General features: G+C 39.8%; 18 protein-coding genes. 2 read left to right on the plus strand and 16 right to left on the minus strand.

Going from position 1 to position 19,079, the window contains the following annotated elements; translation table 11 throughout:
• Positions 1-15: 15 nt before the first annotated feature.
• The 16 genes from ACE1OE_RS16560 to ACE1OE_RS16635 all read right to left on the minus strand — a co-directional run bounded on the left by ACE1OE_RS16560 (position 16) and on the right by ACE1OE_RS16635 (position 17,663).
• Positions 16-1,158: a hypothetical protein gene (locus ACE1OE_RS16560; RefSeq protein WP_449211679.1), complete on the minus strand. Its 1,143-nt coding sequence runs from the start codon at positions 1,156-1,158 to the stop codon at positions 16-18.
• Between the two features lie 184 nt (positions 1,159-1,342).
• On the minus strand, positions 1,343-2,839 hold the full coding sequence (locus ACE1OE_RS16565; RefSeq protein ID WP_449211680.1) for an oligosaccharide flippase family protein: 1,497 nt from the start codon (positions 2,837-2,839) through the stop codon (positions 1,343-1,345).
• Positions 2,826-4,187, minus strand: a complete 1,362-nt coding sequence (locus tag ACE1OE_RS16570; protein ID WP_449211681.1) for a BFO_1060 family glycosyltransferase — start codon at positions 4,185-4,187, stop codon at positions 2,826-2,828. Before ACE1OE_RS16570 ends, ACE1OE_RS16565 begins: the two co-directional genes overlap by 14 nt.
• Complete coding sequence (locus ACE1OE_RS16575) at positions 4,184-5,365, minus strand: N-acetyl sugar amidotransferase (RefSeq protein WP_449211682.1); 1,182 nt, start codon at positions 5,363-5,365, stop codon at positions 4,184-4,186. The genes ACE1OE_RS16570 and ACE1OE_RS16575 overlap by 4 nt, the downstream gene beginning before the upstream one ends.
• Positions 5,346-6,065: a HisA/HisF-related TIM barrel protein gene (locus tag ACE1OE_RS16580; protein ID WP_449211683.1), complete on the minus strand. Its 720-nt coding sequence runs from the start codon at positions 6,063-6,065 to the stop codon at positions 5,346-5,348. The genes ACE1OE_RS16575 and ACE1OE_RS16580 overlap by 20 nt, the downstream gene beginning before the upstream one ends.
• A gap of 9 nt (positions 6,066-6,074) precedes the next feature.
• Complete coding sequence (gene hisH / locus ACE1OE_RS16585; protein ID WP_449211684.1) at positions 6,075-6,695, minus strand: imidazole glycerol phosphate synthase subunit HisH; 621 nt, start codon at positions 6,693-6,695, stop codon at positions 6,075-6,077.
• Positions 6,685-7,824 carry an N-acetyl sugar amidotransferase gene (locus ACE1OE_RS16590; protein ID WP_449211685.1) on the minus strand — a complete coding sequence of 380 codons (1,140 nt, stop codon included), beginning with the start codon at positions 7,822-7,824 and terminating at the stop codon, positions 6,685-6,687. The genes hisH and ACE1OE_RS16590 overlap by 11 nt, the downstream gene beginning before the upstream one ends.
• A gap of 2 nt (positions 7,825-7,826) precedes the next feature.
• The gene (gene pseI / locus ACE1OE_RS16595; RefSeq protein WP_449211686.1) at positions 7,827-8,885 is read right to left on the minus strand and encodes a pseudaminic acid synthase; all 1,059 of its coding nucleotides are present in this window, start codon (positions 8,883-8,885) and stop codon (positions 7,827-7,829) included.
• Positions 8,878-9,522, minus strand: a complete 645-nt coding sequence (locus ACE1OE_RS16600) for a formyltransferase family protein (protein ID WP_449211687.1) — start codon at positions 9,520-9,522, stop codon at positions 8,878-8,880. The genes pseI and ACE1OE_RS16600 overlap by 8 nt, the downstream gene beginning before the upstream one ends.
• A complete protein-coding gene (gene pseG / locus ACE1OE_RS16605; RefSeq protein ID WP_449211688.1) occupies positions 9,500-10,573 on the minus strand; it encodes a UDP-2,4-diacetamido-2,4,6-trideoxy-beta-L-altropyranose hydrolase in 1,074 nt (357 codons plus the stop codon). The genes ACE1OE_RS16600 and pseG overlap by 23 nt, the downstream gene beginning before the upstream one ends.
• A gap of 13 nt (positions 10,574-10,586) precedes the next feature.
• Entirely contained in the window at positions 10,587-11,282 is a 696-nt protein-coding gene (gene pseF / locus ACE1OE_RS16610) for a pseudaminic acid cytidylyltransferase (protein ID WP_449211689.1), read from the minus strand.
• Positions 11,282-12,457, minus strand: coding sequence for a UDP-4-amino-4,6-dideoxy-N-acetyl-beta-L-altrosamine transaminase (gene pseC / locus ACE1OE_RS16615; protein ID WP_449211690.1), 1,176 nt, complete (start codon positions 12,455-12,457; stop codon positions 11,282-11,284). Before pseC ends, pseF begins: the two co-directional genes overlap by 1 nt.
• On the minus strand, positions 12,454-13,467 hold the full coding sequence (gene pseB, locus ACE1OE_RS16620) for a UDP-N-acetylglucosamine 4,6-dehydratase (inverting) (RefSeq protein WP_449211691.1): 1,014 nt from the start codon (positions 13,465-13,467) through the stop codon (positions 12,454-12,456). Before pseB ends, pseC begins: the two co-directional genes overlap by 4 nt.
• Positions 13,468-13,469: 2 nt before the next feature.
• Positions 13,470-14,738: a UDP-N-acetyl-D-mannosamine dehydrogenase gene (wecC, locus tag ACE1OE_RS16625; protein ID WP_449211692.1), complete on the minus strand. Its 1,269-nt coding sequence runs from the start codon at positions 14,736-14,738 to the stop codon at positions 13,470-13,472.
• Positions 14,739-14,754: 16 nt separating this feature from the next.
• On the minus strand, positions 14,755-15,879 hold the full coding sequence (gene wecB / locus ACE1OE_RS16630) for a non-hydrolyzing UDP-N-acetylglucosamine 2-epimerase (protein WP_449211693.1): 1,125 nt from the start codon (positions 15,877-15,879) through the stop codon (positions 14,755-14,757).
• A 410-nt stretch (positions 15,880-16,289) separates the two neighbouring features.
• Complete coding sequence (locus ACE1OE_RS16635) at positions 16,290-17,663, minus strand: MBL fold metallo-hydrolase (protein ID WP_449211694.1); 1,374 nt, start codon at positions 17,661-17,663, stop codon at positions 16,290-16,292.
• 511 nt (positions 17,664-18,174) lie between these two features.
• Between ACE1OE_RS16635 and ACE1OE_RS16640 the strand changes: the two genes are divergently transcribed.
• On the plus strand, positions 18,175-18,456 hold the full coding sequence (locus ACE1OE_RS16640) for a hypothetical protein (RefSeq protein WP_449211695.1): 282 nt from the start codon (positions 18,175-18,177) through the stop codon (positions 18,454-18,456).
• 366 nt (positions 18,457-18,822) lie between these two features.
• Positions 18,823-19,053, plus strand: coding sequence for a hypothetical protein (locus ACE1OE_RS16645; protein WP_102467747.1), 231 nt, complete (start codon positions 18,823-18,825; stop codon positions 19,051-19,053).
• The last annotated feature ends 26 nt before the right edge of the window (positions 19,054-19,079 follow it).

Below are 19,079 nucleotides of genomic sequence, written 5' to 3' on the forward strand. Positions count from 1 at the left end.
TATAACGAGACCCATTTATATACTATTCATTTCATTGATAAGAGGAAGAATAAGTTGTTCCATTGACCATTTGTGTCTAGATTTCAATAATGAGCTATTGATTTCATTTAATTGGTCTTGATCATTAAGCCACATATCCATTTTCTTTGACAAATCTCTGTTGGCATTCGGTAATGCAGCATAACCAAAGTTGTTGTCATTAATAATATCTCGAGCTTCTCCTTTTGGTAAAAAACCAATTATTGGCATCGCCATATTTATATATTCGTACACTTTTGATGGTACACATGCACCAAAATAATCGTAAGCTAAAGATACTACTCCACAATCATATTGACCTACTGTTTTTTTCAAAAACTGTTCTCGAGGCATAGATTCATAGACGTGTACACTTTTGCTATTTGACAGATTAGAACCAGAATGCCCGTAAACGTCTAAAGACGCACCTTCATAACCATTAAAAAACCCCTCAACCATACGCGCTCCTTGATATTTCCCTAAAACACCACCGTAGAATGTTTGAAATATCTTAGTTGGCTTCCTATTAGAGAAGTCACATGTACTTTCACTGGGTAGTATGTAACCAAAATGACTATTTATGACCCTAATTTTCAGCTTGGATTCTAAATACGACTTATAACTATTACAGCTTGTGACAATAAGATCTGCATTAGAAATCACCTTATTGAAAATACGTTCTCGGCTGATATGAGTATATTTATCCAACCTGTTATTATGGTAATAAGTATATGAGACTGGATCATGGAAATTCGCCACGAACTTTGCTTGACATTGGATTTTAAGTGCATGACCAACCATAAGTGAAGCAAGATCGCCTCCGGTTGCACAAAAAATAATATCCTTTTCGGTTACTTTTTTTGAAAGAAATGAAACTACGTTTTCTGACCAAGATTGAAGGTAGTCATCAATAACCCCAATTCTTTGCTTTATAAGCCTTAATTTTTGTAACTGTCCATTGTGGGATAGTGCTACAAAGTTAGGCTGAAATACTTCTTCCTGTTTAGAACGCGCTACAGTCACGACGACTACATCTAAACCACTTCTTTTAAGAAGTTCAACGGAAGCTTCTCTTATGATGGCGCCACCTGAAAAAGTACTGTCTGTGTATGTTCTTGTCACGTAATATAAAGTTCTCATTTTCTCATCCAAACTTGAAAATTCGATTTAGCTTACAATAGACTCTCTATTCTCCAGTAATTAGAAATCCATCGTATACTTATTTCAGCCAAAAGCAGTTACAGCACAACAACGTGCGGTGTATTGGTAACTTCATAAAGTCTACTTCATGGCCCTCTAAAAACTATAAATATAGAGTCAATTTTCAACATTTCCTTCTTAGTCGGCAGAAGTAATCATTAACCTTACATCGAAACTGTTCGTTAGATTTTAAACACAATATCATTATTAACATAAGAATAAACAAGATCAACTTCAATACAAAAACAATAATTCCAACGTCGTAGTTATAATTTAACCAAACTCCTAATAAAGAGAATAATATTAGGAGACAAAATATCTTAGAAAGCTCACCATAATTCACTTCTATATAATCAATTTTCTGTGAGAAATAGAAAATAAATAATGTATAAAAAATAAGACTAGTTACTGAACTAACCGCCGCACCATACATTCCAAAGATAGGGATAAACAAAAAATTCAGTATAATGTTGACTATCGCTTGAACAAAAGCAGCAGCACTAATGACCCAAGTAGCATTATGATAAGAGATAACAATAGAAAAAACCCGATAAAAACCACTAAAAAGATATACTAAAGATATTATAGGGATAATGAATAATGCACCATGAAATCCAGGGTCAGTAAAGAAGTGCAAAAGCTCTTTACTGAAAGATATCAAGAAAAAATATGCTAATGACATTAATGAAAAATACGCCAGAATAAACTGAGCTATTTTCCTCTTTGCACGTTCATGGTCTGTTGTTAACCCAGACATTGCGACAGAGCCTTGTATTTTAGTCATAGCATCATTTATGATATACATTAATGTAGCAATCTGAGCAGCAATTGAGTACAGTCCGACTTCTTCTATTCTATCAAAATGAGCCAGAATAATTCTATCCGAAAACATTGTTATCCAGCCGGCGGCTATATTGGGTATTAAAGGGACTGAAAAACGTAAGCTTCTTTTTAAGACAACATAATCGAACTCTAACTTCAACCAAGAATTTCGACAGGCAATGTAAATAAGGAAAACAACTTGAATTAGAGCCACAATGCCAAGAGAATAAATCCTAGATTCCCAACCATCACCCTCAACGACAAGAAAATATACTGTTAGCAACAATGCTAAAAATGACATGGTCATTTGTAAGACTGCTAGTTTTTTAGCTAATAAGTTAGCAGTCCATATCATAGTAACCATAATTGCCAACTGATTTAGAAGCTGGGTAAAAACAAGGACAATGATTGGTAATATCGAAACACTTATTATATCAGATATTAAAAATGGTGACATGACAATAGATATAATACAAATACCTACGCCCCAAGGAAGTAAAAACCAAAAGTGAGTACTAAATAGTGTTGTAACCTTCTTCTCTGATAATTCTCTTTCTTGGTAATAGTAACGACTAAAAGCAGCATCTAGATATAATGACAAAAATATTGGTATAACTCTTCCGAATGACTCTAACGTCGATAGAGTTCCATACTCTTCTGCTGAAAGGTAATGAGTAAAGAGAGGCAAAAGGAAAAAGCCCATTCCTTTAGTCATCAAACTACTTAATAAATACCACGGGGTGTTTGTTAAGTATTTATTTAAATGCCCACCTTTGTGAATTGGCTTATCTGATGTCATTTATAACTTCTTCTGAGGCGTTTACTTTAGATAATTCATCTAGGCTATAGCCTTTTTTGGTGTAATATTTTTCTTGCTGTTTAAGCCTGATTTTTGCAAAAGACTCTAGCTGTGATTGATTCCACTCAGTCCTTCTTTTATATTCAGGTAATAGTTTCGGGAATAGTTGTTGAATCTTAGGGTAGATATGCCATTTAATTTTCAGAGCACAAATACTTGCCATGAATGAAACTTTATTTCTAGATATTTTAACTTTGGTTTTTGGCATTTTAATTTGCTTCAAAATTGCATTTGCAATACGAACATGATTAAAACCATCCTGCCAACCGATAATTTCATCTATTAGCTTATTTCTTGTATTTTCAAACTTGTCAAATAATACCAATTCCCCTGATTCACTCAAACCTTTTATGGCCTCACATAGTAAGCTAGATGTTGGAAAGTTTGGTTGTCCAAGGTGAAAGCCTTCTCTCATAACAAAGTCAACACCTGATGGATTTATTAAAGCTGTCGGTTTTTTACATAGCCAGGCTTCTAATGCTGTTGTCGATTCGTAAGAGAGCACCAAATCAGATTGTGCAATCAACTCAGATATACCAACTTCGTTTTGTATTATTTTAACATTGGGATAGTGCTGGCATCCTTCAATGCCGGAATAATACAATCCGCCTTGACACCCTGGATGCATTTTAAGTACAAATTCAATATTGGGTAAATTGATTATCGTTTCTTTTAGAACTGAATTGAACTTTATCAAATCTGCTTTAAAAAAACTGACATTTTCACTTGTAAGATCCTTGCCATTAAACTTTTCAAATGCAGGAGATGATGGATTTAAGAAGTCAAAATTCCAACAGCTAAGCAAAACTTGCAAACATTTACTTTGCTTTAAGGGTGTTGTCTCTTCTAACTTATATCTATCAAAACCAATTCCACCACAAATTGAGACGCGACCTTTCAATTGAGGAAAAGCAGCTAAGCTATAATCCAATGCATTTTTGTTCCACAAGAAAGTTAAATCCTCGTAAAGAACCTGCTCCGTATTATGACCCCATAAGAACTGATTAATAGACTCCTCTTTAAAATTCCCTTCAGAAGATGCCGTTATGCAATGAATCCTCTTAGATTTAGCATATCTAACAATATCTCGATTAATGGTTGCGCCTATAGAGTTAGTAATAAATACTAAGTCTGGTTTTAAAGTATCTATTAAGTGGAACCCATTAAATATGGCACCTTCGTGAACACTCAGTCCTTTAAGCCTTAAAAAATTACAAACTAATGTCGCCGATTCTCTGTCTCTTGAAGGAGCCGAACTCCACTCTAAGTTTAAAACATCAATTTTCATATCTGAACCCCCTTCCCAAATATTATGTGTTGCTCCTTGGGTTCATAAGCATCAAGTAACATACTCGTTATGGCTTTAGGTAAGTTTATCTTCATATGCTCTGTTTGGCTGTCTGCAATCAAATGCTCTAAACCTTTCAGCTTGTGCATTTTAAACCATTCATAACCAGAGTTTGAAACCCCCAGCCATTTAAAGAAAGGTTTAATATTTACAGGTCTATCAGAATAAGCTTGATTAATTAGCATACCTTCTTGATCGTTGAGTCTACCATGTCTAATCTCACGGGCCACATGATCACAGATCTTTCGGTAACCAACCCTTTTATACTTTAAAACATCATGCAAACCATAATAAACAGAGCTTCCTGAACGTTCATAGATATCAAATGATGAACTATTTATCTCTGGGTGAAACCCAAAGTCAACAGAGCTTTTATTTTGTGATAAGGGATCCCATCGCATATAGTTACTAAGATACAGTCCACGAACGCCTCGGCGAGAAAGAGCACTTGTTTTAGGGTATCGGTAGTAGTTTAAGCTGCGCTCATCAACTTGCGCGCCATTACCAATCAAACATTTAGCTTCTACGTCAAACAGGTCATGCTCTCTACGGCTCCAACGACTCATTTCTGCAGCATCATGATGTGAGAACTTACCTACTTGCTCCACCGCTTGATTTTGGCCCCAAATGATTAAAGGGATTTTCCTTTCATAGGCTACGTGGATAGGAAATGATGTGTGAAGCTGCAAAAATGGCAGCATCATGTGATCAAACTTTCGCAGTGACGTTCTTACTAAATCTTTATACACCCTCATATCAGGGTTAAACACAAATGAATCAACATCAAAATGGGTAATTAGGTTGTGCAGGTTATACCAACCAATATCGTTTTTAAAATAGTCATTTACGCATATGACAAGCGGAGAAAGCCCAGCTTCAAGAACTTTGCTAAGCGTAAAGTAATCTTCAGCGTCACCTACTACAGGAACAATGCAATCGTATTTATTGTGCTGCTTTTTATATCCACGTAAGGTTTCTTCAAGCTCCTCGGCTTTCAAACTCCAATCGATTTGATTTTTTTCTTTGTGCGTTAAACAACCTGAGCATTCGTGCTCAGTGATAACCAAACCAAATGGATGATTAGCAGGGTAATGGCATTTAGGACAGTTTGATAGCATGTTTATAGCTCGTAATTGAATATTCTTTATGTAAGACTTTATTCTCAATCAGTACAGAGGCTAGGCCTTGCTCTCCAGCAATTCTCACCGACTCACGTCCAATTCCACCGCTCACTATCAACTTATGATTGCTAATTGGTATCTGATTCAACAACTCAAAATTAAATTTATCTACATGACCTTCATTAGTCACGTCCAATACAATAACTTCGTTGGCATACGCTTTAATAAAGTCGAAGTCGATATCTTCCTGAGAAACAAATATTGCTCTTTCTGAGCAATACACTTGTATGGCTTCTTGTTGCTGCCGCACAGGCAATAGACACTGAATTGCTTGATGACCAAAGAGGTCCTTGGCGGTCTCGAGTAGCTTGCTATTCTTCGATAAAAACGCTGAAGAAAACACTAGGCGTTCAATAGGTAAATCACTCAGAAGTGCTAAATGTTCAACCGTACGAATACCACCACCAAAGCTAATGGGAGTCATGGTTTTTAAACAATGTAAAACTTTGATGTCTTCTTCAAATTTCATCCATGTATCATGGTCTCTCACTGGACGAATGATAGCCACTTCATCGCACTGATACTCTTCTAAAGAATCCAGTACACCTTGCAACCCACCAAGCGGGCGCAAGGTATTCCAATCATAGGACTGCACACATTGCTGGTTGTGCAGTAACACGGTAGAACCGACTCGCATCTTTTCTCCCTAGAGAATCATATTGATTAAATCTGTACCTGAGACCTGACTTTTTTCAGGATGGAACTGAATACCGATGATGTTATCTTTTACTAATAACCCACTGTATTTTTTAAACGTTTCACTAGCTGGAATAACAAACGCTTTATCGCTCTCATTCACAACACCATATTCGTGATTGTAAAAAACACGTCCATTGAAAATACGTTTTTGAGTCAGTTGATGATGACAGCCAAATGATTGACCGTTCATTTCATTGCGATGAAAGGAAAGAGGCTCCCAGTCGTTATGTGAAATAGAGCCTGGTAAACGTTCTACGTATCCTTTGAGTAACCCAAGTCCTTCAACATGATCATCCTCTTCGGAATACTCCATCATGAGCTGAAAACCAAGGCAAATTCCCACCAAGCGCTTTCCCTGTTCAACATGATTTTTAACAGCTTTATCAAAATGCCCCGATTTCATGCGTTGCATATATGACCCGGCAGAGCCAACACCCGGAAGGATGAGCATTTCAGATTGAATATCTTCTGGCCGAGTCACGATACGAGTAGAAACGTGAGACTTCTCAATCCAGTTTTTAACTGAACGAATATTACCACTTCCTATATCTAGAATATCAACCTTCATAGTCCATCCCCACAGTGAATTTTCTTACTGGGCGCAGGCCTGGTCGAACCCTGAATATTGTTGGATTTATCCAATTATTCGCAATATTCCAAAATTCATCAATAGTAATTCCAACGTAGTCTGAGTAACTTTGAATAATGCGATCCGAACACAGACCATCGTATTTTTCTGCTATTTCGATACCTTGATCACGAGTTAACTTCCCGGAGCGAATTTTCTCGTTGACTGCGTCTGTCGCTCGACCAAAACCAAATTTGTAATACTTCAGCATCATGTTGATGTTCGTAAATTCTTCATCCAACATCGATGCGTTTGAAAGGTCACCCGTTTCAAGCTCCTCGCCCGGGCGTAGTGTCAACCCCTGCAACGAGGCGTAGACAGAATTGTCATCATTACTCCAATCATCCCAAGCAGGACCAAGATAAAAAATATTAATTTTCTTACGTTCAAATTCAATTTCATCTGGATACAGGTAATGTTTCGCCAAGTATGGGTTAGGAACGGATTCTTTCAACCACTCGGTTCCTCCCGCAGTTAAGGTATTCAATCGACGAAGGTTATTTCCATCAAACTCATCAAAACCTTCCACCGCAGCGTCACCGACTTGCAGAGCAGGGTTCTCTCCCCAAAAAATGGTGTTGACACCAAGTTCTATCGCCAAACGAGGTACCGTAGAAAATAATGACATTTCAGTCGATTTGCAGACGTTACCAAACTGCTTAAACGACTCTAAAGCCAATTGAGAGGCAGTTTGTGGTGCAGGTGTTGCAACAATGACATCAAAACCCATTTCAATCAGGTTAGTCAGATTTTGAGCCCCTATTTCTGACATCTGCTTTGGTGGGTAAGCACAACAAACCAGTAGTGGTCGTAGCCCTAATCGATCACGAACCCAGTGAGCTTGACGTGTACTGTCTTTACCGCCACTCACGCCTACAATACAATCGTAAGCACCTTTATTGCGCTGTTTTTGACGGCTATTTTTAATTTTTTCTTGTAGAAGCTTTAGCTTCAAGTCAACATTATCATCATGCTCTAAAGCTGAGTATCGGCAGGCAATGCAAACGCATTCAATCAGTGAGGAATTAGGACGTAGATCAGTCGTTAAACACGTTTTACAGTATTTCATTACTAACTCATCTCTATTACATCAAAAGAGAGTGCTGTCCCACGAGAAATATTCTGCTTTGCTTTTTTACCTAGTACTGCTGCATAATGTTTCGGTGCCAAACCAAATCCAGGGCGAATGCTACGTACGCAGTCAGGCGTCAGCTCTTCTCCCGCTTTCACGTCTTTGACAACATATAAAGAGCGACGAAATTTAACATTACCTTTTTCAGCTTCTGTTCTTTCATAGTTAACATTACCCAAAGCTTGCCAAGCTGTCTTAGTATCTTGACATAGTGCTTTTAGTTCTTGTGGTTCAAGAGAAAAACTGTCATCAGGCCCCCCACCATTCCGATCAAGCGTCACATGCTTTTCAATTAAACAAGCACCCAAGGCAATAGAGGTTACAGCAGTAGCATTATCTATTGTGTGGTCTGACAAACCAGTCAATACTCCAAATCGAGTATTCATATCTCTGATTGTTTGTAAGTTGTATTGATCCGCGGGCGCTGGGTAACCACTCACACAATGTAAGACAATAAGTTCTTTGCATCCGCTAGCGTGAGCAACATCTATCGCTTCACGAATTTCGTCTTCATTAGCCATCCCTGTTGACATTATCATTGGTTTACCTGTTTTAGCCACTCTTGCAATAAGGGCATGATCAACCAGCTCAAAAGAAGCAATCTTATATGCAGGGGCTCCTAACTCTTCAAGTAACTCTACCGCTGTAAAATCAAAAGGTGAGCTAAATATGGTGATTCCGATCTCTCGTGCTTTTTCAAATAACGCCTGATGCCACTCCCATGGAGTATGCGCCCACTCGTAAAGTTCATAAAGACTGTTACCATCCCAAAGACCACCATGTATTTGAAAGTCATCTTCATCACAGTCAATTGTTATAGTGTCAGCACGATAAGTCTGCAATTTTATTGCATCAGCTCCAGCTTTTTTTGCCTCTTCTATAATTCTAAAGGCATTATTAATGTCCCCATTATGGTTTGCAGAAAGCTCTGCAATAATATAAGGCTTAAAGTCTGGGCCAATTTTTCTTCCATCTATCTCAACAAAATCATTAATCATCCAACTTCTCCAACACTAGTTTATATTTTTGCCCATGAACAGTAATAAAAGCAGGGTATCTATCGGGGTCACTTACTCTCAACATATTAAATTGAGATTGAATACTGCTATTAATATCTAATTGACTATCCGCCGGAGTGCGTTTTCTATAGTAGCTCCCTCTAACTTCTGACTGTTTTTTCGATGTGGCATTAAAAATATTCTCACAAGCCCAGTCCAAAAGTTCAAGCTCAGCCTCAAAAAGCTTATGATTTATTTCATCAAAAAGCTCCAACCCATTTAGTGGAATTGTTTTCTTTTGCCAAATATCACCCGTATCAACTTCATCCTCAGCATTAAGCAAAGATAGTGTTAGCTCCGACTTACCACCTAGCACCTCCCAAATATGGGGACTCCACCCACGTCCATTGGGCAAGTCACTTGCATGCAGCACTAGAGTATAATTGAATTTCTCTCTAATTTTTTTATTTATAATTTCTGAACAAGAAACTAGGAATAATATATCCCCACCACTGTCAATTTCATTAGTAGATTTTAATAAATCTATTTGATACTTTTCCTTATTATATCCTTCCCAATCAAGAAGGTATTTATAAACAGGATGATTCTGGTCACTACATAAGATTGTTACTTTCATTTTCCAACTCTATAATTTTTTCTACAACTCGATTCACTCCAAGCCCATCACAAATAGCAAGATTAGCTTGTTTGAATGTCATCCATCGCTCAAGTACATCACGGTAAGCATCAATGAGCTTCCAGGAAATATCCTTGATTTCAACAGAAATAGAGGCATCGTACCTAACAAGTTGTTCACAAATCAGCCTCTGATTATCAGCTAAAGGAATTACGATATTCGGTAATCCGAGACAAGCTCTTTCCCAACTTGTTGTACCTGGAGCCCCGATCGCAATGTCGTGCTCTAACATCAAACCCGCCATATCTGAGACAAAATCCAAATGCACTACGTTGGATTGAATTGCGCACCACTGAGTAACCTCTTTATAATGAGGGGCACGTGAAGAAAGCAATACAGTAAATTGAGCATCAACCTTTTGGGATAAAGACTCCAATACCTTTAAAGTAGCATTTGGGGCATCAACTCCTCCCATAGAAACGAGTACTTGAGGTATCGTACCTGCACACTTTCGTGATAGCGCTAACGTTCGTTTGCGCGAAAAAGCGGGTTGAAGCATTGCATACTCACAGCCCAATAGCACGTTAGTACAGCTCCCTTCATAATCCGATTCAGAGCGACCAAGAGTTTGGTCAAGGATGATATCTGCATCATGAATACGAGCTAAGTCATCAATAGCAAACAATCGACAGTCTAAAGATTTCCTAATTTGGCGTTGCCACTGCTCACCTATTGCGTAGTGATCTGTAATGACAAGATCTGAACAAGTGACCGTTTCAATAAAGTCCTCAGCATCTTGGTCTACGCTTTTTTGCAACCAAGCACCATAATCGGCATCATATTTAGGAGTAATTATTTTCTGAGGCATTGGAAGCGTAGCCACATCAAACCCACGTTCTTGAATAAATGGCCGCATATCCCCTTCTAGTGGAGAGCAAGCAAAAAGAACTTCATGCCCCTTTAGCTTGAGCTGATCAGCAAGGACCAAGCATCGCATTACATGACCACTTCCAATCAGTAGGGAGGCATCTACTCGAAAAACAACTTTCATGACGACCTTAACTTTATTTATCTGCGAGTTTCAGCGCTGAATAGAGCGCCTCTGCTAACTCCCAATCTTCCCGTGTATCAATGTCCTGAACACGGCTTCGAGGCAATAGTACCGCTTTAGAGTGGGGAGAGAAAATGGACAGTTTGTTTGAGAAAGCATTGGTTTGTCCCCAATAGAACTGACCAGCATCGTGATAAGCTTCTTCAAGGTCTTGAGATCTTACCTGCTCATTCTCGGGCGCAAACATGGAAACAGAGCCTTGCTCATCTAACTTAATTGCACGTTGAATCGGGAATGGAAAAGAAGTGGCGCTAAAAGTGAACTGAACACCGGTACCTTGCAATAATTGGTATCCACATTTAAGGTCTTCTGGCAAAACAAATGGGGCTGTTGCGTACAAGCAACATGCCGCCTTAACGTCCCAGCCTTCATTTTTACACCAACCAATAGCATGCTCCATAACATCCATCGTCGTAGCATAGTCATCAGAGATATCAGCGGGGCGTAAAAAAGGCACTTCTGCGCCATATTGCTCAGCGACCTCAGCGATCTCTACATCATCAGTAGAGACAATGACCTTATCAAAGCAACCTGAAGCAACGGCAGCTTCTATGGAATATGCAATCATAGGCTTGCCATGAAAAGGCTTGATGTTTTTGCGAGGAATACGTTTACTGCCACCACGCGCAGGGATAACCGCAATTTTCATTATTTCCCCTTCAAAACTTCAGTAACTACACGAACAACCGTATCTTGTTGTTCTTCAGTCATACTGTGGAACATTGGAAGCGAGATGGCTTCGTGATAGTAGCGCTCCGACTCAGGAAAATCACCATCAGAGAACCCCATAGCTTGGTAATATGGCTGAGTATGAACAGGGATATAATGCAAGTTAACGCCGATACCATTTTCACGTAATGCATCAAAGACCTGTTTATGCGTTAAAGATATGTCATCCAACTTCAAGCGTATTACGAACAAATGCAGACCTGAATATGTATTTTCCAACTGATACGGAAGTACTAACGGCAGATCTGACAATAGTTGGTTGTAACGTTTAGACAATTCATGTCGTGCTGCAACAAACTCATCAAGCCGTTGCATCTGAGTCACACCCAACGCGGCTTGAAGTTCTGTCATTCGGTAGTTAAAGCCTAAATCGACTTGCTGATAATACCAACCACCATGAGAACCACCATCCATCAGTTCAGGATCACGAGTGATTCCATGGCTACGCAATAGAGCCATTTTGTCAGCCAGTTTTTTCTGATTGGTTAACGCCGCGCCACCTTCCGCTGTTGTTACAATCTTCACAGGATGAAAACTGAAAACAGTAATGTCGGAATATTCGCAGTTACCAATTGGTCGCTCATGATATTGACCACCGATAGCGTGAGATGCGTCTTCAATCACTTTGAAACCGTATTCTTTAGCTAATTTAGCAATAGATACCATATCACAAGACTGACCACACAAATGAACAGGAACAACCACTTTTGGCAGTGTTCCATTTACTTTGGCCGCGATTAACTTCTGTTCTAATTTGTCAGGGCACATATTATAAGTCGCCGAATCAATATCAACGAAATCAACTTTGGCACCACAGTAAAGACCACAATTTGCCGATGCGACAAATGTAACGGGTGTCGTCCACAAAAAGTCACCTTCACCCAAGCCTAAAGCGAGACAAGCAATATGCAGAGCAGATGTAGCGCTATTTACTGCTAACGCATATTGGGCGCCAGTATGTTCGGTTAGCGCTTTTTCAAACGCAGGTACTTTCGGCCCTTGCGTTAAAAAATCAGACTTAAGGACAGCAACTACGCTGTCAATATCTTGTTGAGTGATATCTTGCTTGCCGTATGGAATCACTTCATTACTCACACTGTAAATTTAGGATCAACGTGCTCTACAATGAGCTCGCGTAAGCTTTCAACGGTCTCCCAATCTGTATTCGTTCCAGAATTGTATTTGAAGCCAAACGGGACTTTTTCAGCTTTATGGTGCTCTAAGTATTCCTTTTCCGTATAGGTAAAAGAAACCGATGGAAGAATCGCGTAATAATGACCTAAATCAATCGTGTTAAGCGAGTCAGTATCGGTGATCATCTCTTCATGCAGCTTTTCACCAGGTCGGATACCAACCACTTTTGTACTGCATTCAGGTGCAATTGCTTCAGCGATATCCATAATCTTATAAGATGGAATTTTAGGGATAAATATCTCACCACCAAGATGATGATCTAATGCATACATCACCATATTCACGCCATCTTGTAGAGAAATATTAAATCGAGTCATTTCTTCATGGGTAATAGGTAATAGGCCTTCTTCTTTCTTTTTCATAAAGAATGGAATAACCGAACCTCGCGAACCCATTACGTTGCCATAACGCACAACACTAAAACGAATATCCTTAGAACCTTTAATATTATTAGCTGCCGCAAACAATTTATCTGATGCTAATTTTGTCGCACCATATAGGTTTATGGGAGCACATGCTTTATCCGTTGATAACGCAACTACATCTCTAACTCCGCATTGAAGAGCAGCTTGAATGACATTTTCTGCTCCATCGATATTTGTGCGAATACACTCTGTAGGGTTATATTCTGCAGTATCGACCTGTTTAATCGCAGCCGCATGGATGATCACATCAACGCCTTCACATGCTTGAATCATGCGATTACGATCGCGAACATCACCAATAAAAAACCTTAATTGAGGATAGTCTCTTTCTGGATACAGCTGCTTAAGATCAAATTGCTTAAGTTCATCCCTAGAGAAAATTATAATTTTAGTCACATCTTGATATCGTTCTAATATCGTTTTAATAAACTGCTTACCGAATGAACCCGTTCCACCAGTGATCAATACTGTTTTATTATTCAACATAATTACTTCCAAATTCCTTTAGTATCAACAGAGCGTATTTTTGTCTCGTTACCATGCTTAAATTCTTTATGGTCAACCAACATAACTTGAACGTCTACTGTTTCATCAATTTTATCGAACTCAACTAACTGGGCCTTTCTAAAGACAGAAGGCAATAACTTAATGTTAGGTTCTATTAACAAAATTTTTCCAGCATGCATATCTTCAATCTGTAATGCAATATTCATTGCCGGGCTTTCTCTTAAGTCATCAATATCTGGCTTGAAAGCTAACCCGTAGCACGCAATGGTCACGTCTTTAGCTCTTTTCTCAGGGTTAGCCTGAAGGAAATCAGCAACAGCTAGCATAACTTTCTCGATAACCCATTGAGGTTTGGCATCATTCACTTTGCGAGCAGTGTGAATCAACTGTGCCTCCTCCGGTGTTTTTGAGACAATAAACCAAGGGTCAACGGCAATACAGTGCCCACCTACGCCTGGACCAGGCTGTAAAATGTTAATACGAGGATGTCTATTGGCTAAAGAAATCAACTCCCAAACATTGATATCTAATTTGTCGCAAATTAAGGATAACTCATTGGCAAACGCAATTTGAACGTCTCGACAGGAGTTTTCTGTTAACTTTGCCATTTCCGCAGTGCGTGCATTAGTAACAACACACTCACCTTTCACAAACGTTTTGTACAGTTCAATACTGCGCAACGAGCACTTATTCGTTATACCACCAATCACTCGGTCATTATCAACAAGTTCACGAACCACATGCCCAGGTAGAACCCTTTCAGGGCAATGCGCTATATTAATGTCTGCATGCTCTCCTGATTGTTGAGGAAAGCTAAGATCAGGTCGCGCTTCTGCCAACCACTCTGCTAGTTTTTCCGTTGTACCCACTGGTGACGTTGATTCTAATATAACTAAATCCCCTTTTTTTAAAACAGGGGCGATTGCCATAGTCGCGGCTTCTATATATTTGAGATCGGGTTGAGGAACATCTGAATCTAAGTAATCATGAAAAGGTGTTGGCACTGCGATCAAAAATGCATCTGCAGGTTCGGGCGTCTTTACTGCTTTGAGGTAACCTTCGCTTACCGCGGCGTGGACAATCATATCGAGATCTGGCTCAACAATATGAATTTCACCTCGATTAATTGTATCAACCGTGGCTGGATTAACATCAACACCAATCACTTTTTTCTTCCGTGATGCGAACATTGCTGCTGTAGGTAAACCAATATACCCTAAGCCTATGACTGAAATTGTTTCAAATGACATTGTGTAATTCCCAGTTCTAATTCGCCAATTCGTTTAATATTCTTAGGCATGCCTGCCCATCACCATAAGGGTTGTGAGCGAAACTCATTGCTTTGTACGAATTGTCATCGGTAAGCAAAAGATCTAAGTTTGCCACGATTGTTCCCGTATCAGTCCCAACTAGTTTTACTGTTCCGGCTTCTACCGCTTCTGGACGTTCAGTAGTGTCACGCATGACTAATACCGGTTTTCCTAAAGACGGCGCTTCTTCTTGAATGCCACCAGAGTCAGTAAGAATGATATTGGCCCTACTCATAAGGTAAACAAAAGGCAAATACTGTTGCGGTTCAATCAAATGAATATTATCAATATTTGATAATATTCGATTTACAGGTTCTCTAACGTTAGGGTTTAAATGCATCGGGTACAATATTTGGACGTTAGTGTATTTCTTTGCCACCGTAGCCAACGCTTGGCATATAGATTCAAAGCCATCGCCAAAGCTTTCTCTTCGGTGACCAGTGACTAAAATTAGTTTTTTTGTTTTGTCCAAAAACGGAAACTTGGATGCGAGGCTTGTGCCCAACTCTTTATCTTGAACAATTTTACTTTGAATCATCAAGAGCGCATCTATTACGGTATTACCAGTAACAGTGATATTGCTTGATGTAATATTTTCACTTAATAAATTATCTCGTGAAGTCAGTGTTGGAGCAAAGTGGTATTTAGCTAATGCCCCAGTAAGGCGACGGTTACCTTCTTCGGGCCAAGGCGAGTAGAGGTTTCCTGTCCGTAAACCCGCTTCAACGTGACCAACAGGGATTTGTTCATAGTAAGCCGCTAAGCTTGCCGCAAAAGTAGTCGCGGTATCACCATGAACCAGTACAACATCAGGTTTAAAACTCTGCAACACTGGTTTAATCTCGAGTAATATACGGGCAGTCACCTCATTTAGATTTTGACCTTGCTTCATCAAGTCAAGATCAAAATCTGGTACTATTTCGAACAGTTCAAGAACCTGATCAAGCATTTCACGATGTTGAGCCGTGACACAGCATTTAGCCTCGAATCGTTCATCTGCATTTAAAGCATGAATAACAGGAGCCATTTTTATTGCTTCTGGGCGCGTACCAAACACTGTGAGGATTTTCTTCTTTTTCATGAGTTAATATTCAACCTTCAGCCCATCAGGGTTACTTGATCATTGACAATAATGCCGTTGTTTCTTGTCTTAACGAAAGTAAATATAAGCGAGAAATCACCTAGCTGTGTATACCCTTTGCACACAATAGATATGCTTATAAAATGTATGTCACTTTACGATCTGTCTTGCTTCAAAAACTAGCGAGGCAATGGAACATTTCCTTTAAGACAAGTACGCTACCGCCCTTGAGTCACGCCCCCAAAAGCAACCACTTAAAATTTATTCGTGCTCCTCAAAATCAACACTAGTGTTCCTTCTCCGTCACTAGAATTGACGTGACATTTGAGGTTAACGCGTCAAATTGTACCTGAGTTCACGAGTGAGTGCGACAGCTTATCATGACGCTAGATGGGCAAATAATTCAGTCTCTAACCTCTGATTTTAGTTGATGTTAAAAGATCAGTCACTTTCTCAATCAAGGCGTATTTACTACGACTTTCACCATGAATCAAATGCAATTGCTTTAGCCCCATATCCGAACCTTTGACAAAGTTAACCAAATCACTCTGACCAGCGTGCGCAGAGTAGCCCGACATCGTATGGATACTCGCATTAACCGTTATTTCACTTCCATCAATTAAGACGGTTGAAGCGCTTTGTTGTAATGCACTTCCCAGCGTTCCCTTCGCCTGATAACCGGTAAATATGACGTCCGTTCTCACGTCTGGTAACAGCGCTTGCAAGTAGTTCATCACTCGTCCGCCTTGGCACATACCCGATGCGGCAATGATAATGGCTGGCTCCCCGGTTGAGGCCAGTCGATTAACCAGTTTTAGGTGTGCTCGATGGTCATCAATAACCACGTGTTGTTTAAAATTAAGAGGGTGACGTCCCTGCGCATGCTTTCGTTTGGCTTCTTTGCTCCACAGTTTCCGATACTTTTTGTACGCATTAGTGACTTTGGCGGCCATAGGAGAATCGATAATAATAGGCAGCTGTGCATTCAAGTTGTGAGAATGCAGCAAAGATTCAATATCAAACAGCAATTCTTGCGTACGACCGACACTAAAAGCAGGAATAATAATCGCACCGCCGTTCTGCAAGCTTTTGTTAATCAAAGTAAGTAATTGCTCACTTCGAGTGGCAATACTTTCATGGTCTTTGTCACCATAAGTACTTTCCAAAAACAGATAGTCGGCTCGCTTGGGCGGCACTGGATCCGGTAACAACGGCGTATTGCTGGGTCCCAAATCACCTGAAAATACCGCAACCTCGTGGTTTGGGAGTTTAACCTCTACGTACGCACTCCCAAGAATATGGCCTGCCGGGTTAAAACGAAGATAAGTGAAATAGGCATTATTTGGGTCTTTAACTGGTATCCACGTCCCGTAAGTCACAGGGCATAAGTGCTTACTAACAAGATCGAGAGTGCGTGTTCTTTGATAGCGGTTTAGCCCTAATTGAAGTTTTAGGCCATCCTCTAGCATCAGAGGCACTAAGTGAGCTGTTGCTTGAGTGCAATAGATAGGACCACGAAACCCAGTGGCCAATAACCAAGGCAGCCGCCCGATATGATCAATGTGGGCGTGAGTAAGCACTAACGCTCTCACCTTTTTTATGCTGAACTCAATGTCTAGGCATTTGCCACCAGCGTCTTCACCTTGAAATAAACCACAATCAATCAGTATTGAATCTTGCCCTATCATCAGCTCATGACAAGAGCCCGTCACGGTGTTTTTTCCGCCATGGTGAACCACGTAAACATCGGGAGTTAACTGGATAGGCGTGTCTGTTTTTTGCATCGGTGTCCTTTTCATCGGCTTAACATTAGTCGGTACTTTCTCGCATATTCAAATGAACTCAATCCAATGAATAACGCTATACGTACTCGGTCGCAGTTCCTCATACTAAAATTCAACTTTCCCACGCAATGACCAAAGCTTTAACGGCGCTCCACAACCTCGTCATTCCTGCACAGGGATAACAATAGAAAGATAGGTGAGCGTTGATATAGAAATGAACCTTGATATAAAAATGAGCATTGAGCTAGAAGTGGCCGTTGATATGCAAGCAACCACCTTTAGATAGGTCACGGTCAGTACATAGATAACAAAATGACAAGCGATAAGTAAGAGCACAAACAAACAAGAGTGAGTGAGACGACGAAACTAATATGCAAAACCACTATGGCTAGACAACACGTAACAAACACGATAAGTTAACAAAACCGCAACATCACATTACAACTACAATATTGCACTGATGGCTTGCTTGTCACAGATGCTTTTAAGTTACTGCTATCAAGGAAGATTTATGGACTGCAGCTCTCTGACACTTTGGCTAGAATTGCCTGATACTCGCTTTGCCCTCGCTTGGGGACCAATACAAACGTTGGCCGCTTCAAAAAATCAATGGCAACACACCACAGCTGCAAAAGCTCAAGGGCAATATTCACTAGAGTTAAAAACCAAAAATAAAGTCATCAATAAACCTGTCGACGATTCAGAAGTCATGCAAATTTTAGCAAGCTGGCAGACGATACCTGAACACGAACAAAGTACATTAATCGGTCAGGACCTCGACTTGCATTGGTAACAAGCAACCAATAACTCACATAGAAATGGGGCACTTATCCGCCCTTTTCTGTAATGACCACATAAAGTCAGGCTTCACTTTAGCGTTCATCCGATGAAGCACGTTACATTCCGCGTAACTGATGTGCTTGCCTTCTTTTCATATATCCCAAACTTATTAATAAGTTTTATTATGCGCACTCACACTTATTGATAGCCTTGTAAATTAGAGCTTCATTCCACTTTTAAAATCCGCGTTTAATAAAATTATACTCCCTGCCGTATCCTTATAATGTTCATTATGAATAACCAAGTAACTTGATAAAAGATTTAAATAGACAGACCTCAAGGATAAGCGGTCGTCATCAATATTGGGAATGTAACTATTATGGGATTGTCACTCACACTTCGCTACGCTTCATTTCGCCATAAAAACAAAGGTGCTGGCCGCTTTGTTGAATTTATCGTCATAGCCTTGGCCCTCGCTGCCATTGCCATGCTATTGGTCACGGAAAATATCCAAATTATCCTAGCTTCGCTTTGCACACTTTTCTTTTGCTTAGGATCATTTTGGTTTTTTAAGAATGCAGACCAAATGCGACGAGCGATGCCAGACTAACGGTGCCTTTCAAGGTAGCCAAAACC

Source organism: Vibrio sp. E150_011 (assembly GCF_053544015.1).